Here is an 8,041-nt window from a genome sequence, read left to right as displayed (position 1 = left end):
GCGGGCCGTCGGGCGCCTCCTCGGGGGACCGCCGGCCGTCCGGCGCCCCACGGCCCCCGGGGCCGCCGTCGGTCGTCACCGGTCGTTCGCCATCGCTCGGGCGGGGCCGCTCAGGCCGACTCGCGGACGACGAGCCGCGTGCCGAACAGCCGCTCCTGGGGCTCCCGGTGCCGCGGCAGCGCCCCGATCCGGCAGAGCAGCAGCTCGCCCGCGACCTGGCTCATCCGCACGACCGGGCTGGCGACCGTCGTCAGGGCCGGCTCGGCCGACTCGGCCACCCCGAGGTCGTCGAAGCCGACCAGACGCACGTCCTCCGGGACCGCGCGACCGCGGCGCTGCAGGACGCGCAACGCCCCGGTCGCCATGAGGTCCGAGGCGACGAAGAGGCCGTCGAGGTCGGGGTGCTCACGGAGCAGGCGCTCGGTGGCCTCCGCACCGCCGGCCGCCGTGAAGTCGCCGTGCTCGGCGGCCACAGGGGGCAGCCCTGCCGCGCGGAGCGCGTCCTTCCAGCCCTCGAGCCGGTCCAGCCCGGCCGCCATGTCCGCGGGCCCGGCGACCGTACCGATGCGGCGGCACCCGGCCGCGAGCAGGTGCTCGGTGGCGCGGCGCCCGCCGTCCCGGTTGTCCACGTCGACGAAGGTCAGCCCGTCGGCCGCGCCGAACGGGCGGCCCACGAACACGCACGGCAGCCCGGCGTCGGCCAGGAGCGGGACGATCGCGTCGTCGCGGTGGTGGGAGACGACGACGGCGCCGTCCACGTTGCGGTTGCGCAGGTACCGCGTGGTGCGCCCGTCGTCGCCGCCGCGCCGGGCGATGAGCAGCACGAGCTGGATGTCGGTCGGCTCGAGGGCCGCGCTCAGCCCCTGCACGGTCGCCGCGAAGTACGGGTCGGTGAGGACGAGCTGGTCCGGCTCGGGGACGACGAGCGCGACCGCGTCGGTCCGGCGGGTCACCAGCGACCGGGCGGCCCGGTTCGGGGTGTAGCGCAGCGCGACGACGGCGGCGTCCACCGCCGCCTGCGCGTCGGGGCTCACCTTCAGGCCGCCGTTGATCGCGCGGGAGGCGGTGGACCGCGAGACCCCCGCGCGCGCGGCGACGTCCTCGAGCGTCGGCGCGAGCGCGGGCCCGGGCGGGGTGACCGCTGCGGGCGCGTCGCCGGGCCCGACCGGGGGGAGCGTGTCCTCCGGCACCCCTCAGCCCTGCTGCTCGGCGAGCCAGGTGGCCGCCGTGCGCTCCTCGGCGTCGATCGCGGAGCGGATCGCACCCGCCGTCGCGTCCTCGACCGCCCCGCCGAAGAGCGGGATCGTGGCCCTCAGCTCGCCGTCGTACAGCTGGGTGGTGGACCCGTCCTCGTTCGCGAGGAGGCGGGTGGTGCCGCTGAGCCGCACGGGCACGCCGGTGATCTCGACGACGACGGTGCCGTGCCGCCCGTCCGGCTCCGGCGCCTCCCAGGCCTCGACCTGGCGGACCTCGAGCCCCCCGCCGAGCAGCGCGCGGAACTGCGCGGGCACGGCGTCGGTGGGCATCTGCCGCCGCGTGGTGACGGTGAAGGCCTCCTCGGGCCGGCCCACGACGTCGACCTGGTGGCTCAGGGCGCCGGTCGCCCGGACCTTGGCCTGGACGAACGCCTCGTCGGCGAGGAGGGCCCCGACGCGACGGACGTCGGCGTCGTAACGGACCTGGGCGGTCAGGTGCACCGGTTCCTCCGTGGGCTGGTCGTCTGCTGAGGCTAACAACAGCGGGTGCCGCCCGGGGCGGGACCGGAGGGCGGTCCGTCCACCGTCTCCTAGGCTGCAGGACGTGTCCACGCTGAGCGACCTCGTCCCGCGCCATGCCGACCTGTCGCCTGCCGACATCGAGTGGCTCCACCTGCTCGTCGGCGACTGGCAGCTCATCTCCGACCTGGCCTTCGCGGACCTGGTGCTCTGGCTGCCGACCCGGGAGGGCGCGTGGGTCGCCATCGCGCAGGCCCGCCCGTCCACGGGCGCCACGGTGCACTACGACGACGTCGTCGGCAGCGCGCCCCCGGACGGGCAGCGAGCCCAGCTGGAGAAGGCGCTGACCGAGACGACCATCCAGCGCTCGCGCGAGCCGCGGTGGTTCGGCACCTACGCCGTCCGTGAGGAGGCCGTGCCGGTCGTGCACGGCGGGCGGGCGATCGCCGTCGTCGCCCGGCAGACGAACCTCGGTGGTGCCCGGACGCCCAGCCGGCTGGAGCTGAACTACGTCGAGGCCGCCGACGACCTGGTCGCGATGATCTCCCGGGGTGAGTTCCCCTCACCGAACGCCCCGACGGGCCCCCGCCGGGGCGCGCCCCGTGTCGGCGACGGTCTGATCCGGCTCAACTCCGAGGGCGAGGTGCTCTACGCGAGCCCGAACGCGCTGTCGGCCTTCCACCGGTTCGGCGTCATCGGGTCGCTGGTGGGGCGGTCGCTGGCCGAGGTGACGACCGAGCTCCTCGAGGACCGCTCGTCCGCGGACGAGTCGCTGCCGGTGGTCGTCATGGGGCGGGCGCCGTGGCGCACGGACCTGGAGTCGCGCGGCGTGTGCCTGTCGCTGCGCGCGGTCCCGCTCACCGAGCACGGTCAGCGCATCGGCGCCGTGCTGGTCTGCCGCGACGTCTCGGAGCTGCGGCGGCGGGAGCGCGAGCTCATCACCAAGGACGCCACGATCCGCGAGATCCACCACCGGGTGAAGAACAACCTCCAGACCGTCGCGGCCCTGCTGCGCCTGCAGGCACGGCGGATGGAGTCGCCGGAGGCCCGCGCGGCGCTCGAGGAGGCGATGCGCCGGGTCACGACCATCTCGCTGGTGCACGAGACCCTCTCGCAGACGCTGGACGAGACGGTCGACTTCGACGCCCTCGTGGACCGCAGCCTGCGCCTGGCGGCCGACGTCGCCTCGGCCGGCGCGAGCGTCCGGACGCTGCGGATCGGCTCGTTCGGGATGGTGCCGGCGGAGGACGCGACCGCGCTCGCGCTCATCCTCACCGAGCTGGTGACGAACGCGGTGGAGCACGGTTTCGTCGGCCGGGAGCGGGGGACCGTCGAGATCATCGCGGAGCGCAGCGGCGCGCACCTGCGGGCGATCGTCACGGACGACGGCGTCGGGATGGGCTCGGACCCGACCGGTCCGAAGAGCGCGATGTCCGGGCTGGGGACGCAGATCGTCGGGACACTCGTGCGCAACGAGCTGCGGGGCACCATCGACTGGTCAGCCCGGGAGGACGGCGGGACCCAGGTCGTGATCGACCTCGACCTCCGCGACCGACGCCCGCCGGGCTGAGCCGGGCGGGGCTGACCGGGCGCGGGCTCGAGCCGGCCCGCGGAGGGTCCCACCGGGCTCTGTGCGCCGGGACATGACGCGACCCCGCCCCTCCGAGGAGGGACGGGGTCGCGTGCGGTGCGAGAGGGGTCAGCCGGCGCGGCGGGCCCGGGCGGTGCGGCGCTTGAGCGCGCGGCGCTCGTCCTCCGACAGGCCACCCCAGACTCCGGCGTCCTGTCCGGACTCCAGCGCCCACTTGAGGCACGTGTCCACGACGGGGCAGCGACGGCAGACAGCCTTGGCCTCCTCGATCTGGACCAGAGCCGGACCGGTGTTGCCGATCGGGAAGAACAGCTCCGGGTCCTCGTCGAGGCAGGCAGCGCGGTGGCGCCAATCCATGGGTTCCACTCCTCGGGGCGCGCGGCGAGACCGACCCCGATGGGGGTGGTGCCGCAGATGGGATGTCGTGCAGAACGTCCTATGACTAGGAGAAGCCTCACACGGCCACGGCGAGCACACAAGGGGTTACGCCGAGGTTTCCGCAGGGTGTCATGAGGCGTAGGTCACAGCGCCGGTTGCCACATCGTGCCACAGATCGGGGAATCCCGGACGCATAGGCTCGGGGAGTGAGCAGCAGAGTCCCGGACCGCGACCGTCCCGCCTCGCCCGACTCGCCCGCCTCCGCGGCGGCCCCGCCCCGGAGCGTGGTCGTCGTCGCTGCCGCGGCCGTCCTCGAGGCGGTCGCGCTCGTGGCTCTCACGGGGTGGGGTGTCGTGCAGCTGGTGACGGGACGACAGAACGCCGTCGGCGTCGTCCTGTTCCTCGTGGTGTTCGGCCTGGCCGTGGCGGCCGTCCTCGTCGGATCGGCGCGCGCGCTGTGGGAGGGGCGACGCACGGGGCGGGCCCCCGTCGCGACGTGGCAGCTGCTCCAGGGCGCCACGGCCCTCGCCGTCCTCCAGGCGACGGGGTCGCCCGTGGCGTGGGCGGTGCTCGTCCTCTCGGCGGTCGTGTTCGTGCTGCTCCTGACCCGTCCGGTGGTGGCCCACACCGTTCCCCGCTGAGGGCCGGACCTGCGGGCGGACCCCGGGGTCTGCCGTCGCACGGGGTCGCGGACGGGTGCGCGGCCCTCACGGGGTCGCGGACGGTGCGCGTCCCTCACGGGGTCGCGACCTGGACCCGCGCCACCCGTCCGGCGGTCACGAGGGCCGCCCGGCCCGGTCGAGCGGGGTGCAGCGGGTCCAGGGCAGGGGTGAGGTCGGTGCCTGCGAGCTCGGCCGAACCGGGGGTGCCCGGTGCGAGGACGACGAGGGTCGCGGACCCGCGCAGGGCGGCGAGCAGCCCGCGGTAGGCGGCCGCGGCCCTGTCGGTGCGCGCCGCGGTGACCAGCAGGGGCAGGTCCGCCCGCCCTTCCTCGGCCGCCTCGACCCAGGCGACGAGCACCTCCTCCGCGCCGGGCCGCCGGCGCAGCAGCAGCTCGACGTCGTCGACCACGACGACGGGCCCCGGGGCACCGCTGGTGCCGCCGGCGAACCCGGGCCCGCCGGTGGCCGCCGCGTCGACCAGGGCCAGGACCCGCGCGGGGTCGGTGTGCACGGGGCGACCCTGCCGGCGCAGGCCGTGCGCGAGGGTGCGCAGGGTGGTGGTCCGTCCGGACCGCGCGGGGCCGACGACGAGGACGGCGGGCGTCACCGGCAGCAGGACCGGGCCCGCGTCGTCGCCCCCGACGCCCAGCAGGGCCCGGTCCCGGTGCGGGTGGTGACCGGTGTCGAGGTCGGCCAGCCGCACCGAGTCGGGGAGCGCCACGAGCCGTACCGGGCCGCCGGGGAGGGGCCGCCTCGGACGTGATGACCCGGGTGCTCCGGGCACGGATGGCTCCTCCGGCGGGAGGACGACCTGGCACGCGCGGGGCGTCCCCGCGGCGGCGGGCACGTGGACACCACGGCCGGGGGGAGTCGCCCCGTCCCACAGCGTCCGCGGGACGCCCAGCGCGAGCGCGTCGTGGACGTCGTCCACGCGCAGCAGCACCCGTTCGGAGGCGTGCCGGAGCAGCCGGTGCGCGTCGGCGGGCAGGGCGGTCGCCGCGAGCGCGACCCCGCAGGCCCGCGCCTCGCGGACGAGCCGGTCGAGCACGTCGGCGCCGGGCGCACGGGGGAGCAGGTCCCAGGACCGCACCAGGCCGGCGACGTCGTCGAGGCAGAGCACGGTCCGCGCCCCCGCGACGCCGGCACGACCGGCCGGCGAAAGACCGACCGGCGGAAGACCGACCGGCGGAAGACCGACCGGCGGAAGACCGACCGGCGGAAGACCGACCGGCGGAAGACCGACCGGCGGAAGACCGACCGGCGGAAGACCGACCGGCGGAAGACCGACCGGCGGAAGACCGACCGGCGGAAGACCGACCGGCGGAAGACCGACCGGCGGAAGACCGACCGGCGGAAGACCGACCGGCGGAAGACCGACCGGCGGAAGACCGACCGGCGGAAGACCGACCGGCGGAAGACCGACCGGCGGAAGACCGACCGGCGGAAGACCGACCGGCGGAAGACCGACCGGCGGAAGACCGACCGGCGGAAGACCGACCGGCGGAAGACCGACCGGCGGAAGACCGACCGGCACGAGACCTACCGGGCCGTGCGCCGGGCCGGCTGCCCTCTGAGCTCCACCTCCGGCGAGCAGCCCGTCCACCAGGCTGAGCGCCCGTGCCGGGTCGTGCGGCCCGACGACGGTCCCCATGCCCGGGTGCCGGTCGAGCCCGCGCCAGTCCGCCTCGGAGCCGGCCGTGAGGACGTGCACCTCGGCCCCGGTGGCGAGGGCACCGGCCGCCAGGGTGCGCAGCGCGGTCGTCCGCCCCGACCCGGGTCCACCCACCACGGCGAGGTGGCCGCGGCGGTCCCAGTGGACCGCGTCGCGACGACGCAGGTCGGGCAGGTCCCGCACCGCGAACGGAGGAGGCGGCGGACCGGGCGTGCTCTCGGCGGGGGTCCCGGCGTGCTGCGCCAGGTCCTCCGGCTCGAACACCTCCGGCTCGAACCCCTCCGGTTCGAGTCCGCCCAGGCCCAGGCCCTCGAGCCCGGGGAGGTCCGCCGCCGCCAGGCGCTCCGGCAGCGCCGGCAGCCACGGCGCGACCGGCGCCGGGCGCCCCGTCCGCCGGTGGGCGGCATCCACCTCCCGGACCAGGTGGTCGACGACGTCGGGGGACGGTGTCCCGTGGGTCGGGGTGTCGATCGGGGCGTCGGGGTGCCGCCAGGGCGACCACGTCGCCCACGGGTCTCCCGGTCGCACCGCTGCCGTGGCGGGCGCCCTGGCGGTGCCCGGCAGCGCGGCCCACGCGGTCTGGAGCACCTCGGCGGTCCCTCCCGGACGGCTGACGACGGCGCGCCCCGGGGTCCGGGCGGAGATGCCGGCGGCGTCGGGCACGTCGACGACGTCGAGGGAGTCCGCGGGGTCGGTGACCCGCAGGCACACCCGCAGGGGGAGGTTCGCCCGCAGCTGGGCGTCCACGACCCCCGAGGGCCGCTGGGTCGCGAGCACCAGGTGCACGCCCAGCGATCGGCCCTGCGTCGCGGTCCGGACCAGGGCGGGCACGAACTCGGGCAGGTCCTCCACGAGGGCCCGGAACTCGTCGACGACGACGAGGAGCCTCGGGGGCGCCTGCGGGAGCTCGGCGACGTCCGTGACGTCGGCCGCGGCGAGGAGTGCCTCCCGGCGGCGCAGCTCGGTCCGCAGACCCTCCAGCGCGCGAGCGGCCCGCACCGGATCCAGGTCGGTGACCATCCCCGCGACGTGCGGCAGGTCCCGCGTGCGACCGAACCCCGCTCCTCCCTTGTAGTCCAGGAGCACCATCGCGACCTCGGCGGGAGGGTGCGTCAGGGCCAGGCTCAGCAGCAGGGTCTGCAGCAGCTCCGACTTGCCCGCCCCCGTCGTGCCGGCGACGAGGACGTGCGGCCCCTCGGCGACCAGGTCGGCACGCGCGGACCCCCGCTCGTCGGCACCGAGGAGGAGGTCCAGACGCCGTCGGTCCCGGGGCGCGGACCACGTGCGCAGGACGGCGCCCCGCGTCGTCGGGAGGCCCAGGTCCTCGAGCGAGACCCGGACCGGCACGGGATCCGGGCGGTCACCGACCCGGCCGTCGGGGGAGGCGCCGTCCGCCCCGAGCGGGGCGTCGTCGGGGTGGGGGAGCACCGGCAGGGCGGCGCAGCGGCGGGCGTGCTGCTCCGCCCAGGCCTCGGTCACGCCGGCCGCGAGCACGGGGACGGCCGACCCGTCGGGCCCGTGGAGGACGGCGCCCGGACCCTCCGGACCGGCCCCGCCGTCCCCGCTCTGCCCGTCCACGCCGACCTCGCGTACCTCGAGCACCCACGGGCACCAGACGGGCAGGTCGGATGTCAGGTCCTCCAGCAGGAGCAGGCCGGCCGGTGCGGCCCTGGCCCGGACCCACCAGCGGTGGAGCGCGGGACGCCGGGAGGCGCCGTGGGCGTCCAGCACGAGGACGCGCCCCGTGCAGCCCGCGAGCACCTCCTCCGCCTGTGCGGACGTCCGGGCGACCCGGCTCCCGCTGCGGCCGGCCAGTCGCCTCCCGGTCCACCGCAGCCACCCCCACGACGAGCCGGCCGGCTGCAGGACCGCGAGCGGCAGGGTGGCGTCGGCGAGGGCGTCGGCCAGCATCGCCCGCACCACGCCCGCCGCGCGGTCCCCAGGACCGACGACCGCCAGGCCGCCGTCCGCGGCGAACGGCCACCACGGGCTCGACTCGACCCGGCCGGGGACGGGTGCCGGC

The 8,041-nt window shown here is 76.8% G+C and carries 5 protein-coding genes and 2 pseudogenes; 2 read left to right on the top strand and 5 right to left on the bottom strand.

Annotated elements, in window-relative coordinates; translation table 11 throughout:
• Nucleotides 1-110: 110 nt before the first annotated feature.
• Together N866_RS14070 and N866_RS14065 are read right to left on the bottom strand one after the other, a co-directional pair.
• On the bottom strand, nt 111-1,190 hold the full coding sequence (locus tag N866_RS14070) for a LacI family DNA-binding transcriptional regulator (protein WP_052023077.1): 1,080 nt from the start codon (nt 1,188-1,190) through the stop codon (nt 111-113).
• Nucleotides 1,191-1,193: 3 nt separating this feature from the next.
• A complete protein-coding gene (locus N866_RS14065; protein ID WP_034227436.1) occupies nt 1,194-1,697 on the bottom strand; it encodes a DUF2505 domain-containing protein in 504 nt (167 codons plus the stop codon).
• A gap of 103 nt (nt 1,698-1,800) precedes the next feature.
• On the opposite strand from N866_RS14065, the gene N866_RS14060 reads away from it, so the two are divergent.
• Nucleotides 1,801-3,285 carry a sensor histidine kinase gene (locus N866_RS14060; protein ID WP_052023076.1) on the top strand — a complete coding sequence of 495 codons (1,485 nt, stop codon included), beginning with the start codon at nt 1,801-1,803 and terminating at the stop codon, nt 3,283-3,285.
• A gap of 129 nt (nt 3,286-3,414) precedes the next feature.
• Here the strand turns inward: N866_RS14060 and N866_RS14055 are convergent, their stop codons facing one another.
• Entirely contained in the window at nt 3,415-3,663 is a 249-nt protein-coding gene (locus N866_RS14055) for a WhiB family transcriptional regulator (protein WP_034227434.1), read from the bottom strand.
• 227 nt (nt 3,664-3,890) lie between these two features.
• Here N866_RS14055 and N866_RS14050 point away from each other — a divergent pair, with 227 nt between their 5' ends.
• Nucleotides 3,891-4,325 (top strand): hypothetical protein, encoded by a 435-nt coding sequence (locus N866_RS14050; protein WP_155855380.1) that lies wholly within the window; start codon nt 3,891-3,893, stop codon nt 4,323-4,325.
• Nucleotides 4,326-4,949: 624 nt separating this feature from the next.
• On the opposite strand, the pseudogene N866_RS22790 reads toward N866_RS14050, so the two are convergent.
• Both N866_RS22790 and N866_RS22785 read right to left on the bottom strand, forming a co-directional pair.
• Nucleotides 4,950-5,816 (bottom strand): annotated as a pseudogene (locus N866_RS22790) (pentapeptide repeat-containing protein); the annotation flags it as partial.
• A gap of 1,168 nt (nt 5,817-6,984) precedes the next feature.
• Nucleotides 6,985-7,929, bottom strand: a pseudogene (locus tag N866_RS22785) (FtsK/SpoIIIE domain-containing protein); the annotation flags it as partial.
• Nucleotides 7,930-8,041 lie beyond the last annotated feature (112 nt).

Origin of the sequence: Actinotalea ferrariae CF5-4 (assembly GCF_000603945.1) — a bacterium.
Classification (GTDB): Bacteria; Actinomycetota; Actinomycetes; order Actinomycetales; family Cellulomonadaceae; genus Actinotalea; species Actinotalea ferrariae.
The sequence above is the reverse complement of the archived record's forward strand: the minus strand, read 5'-3'. Positions and strand labels throughout refer to the sequence as shown.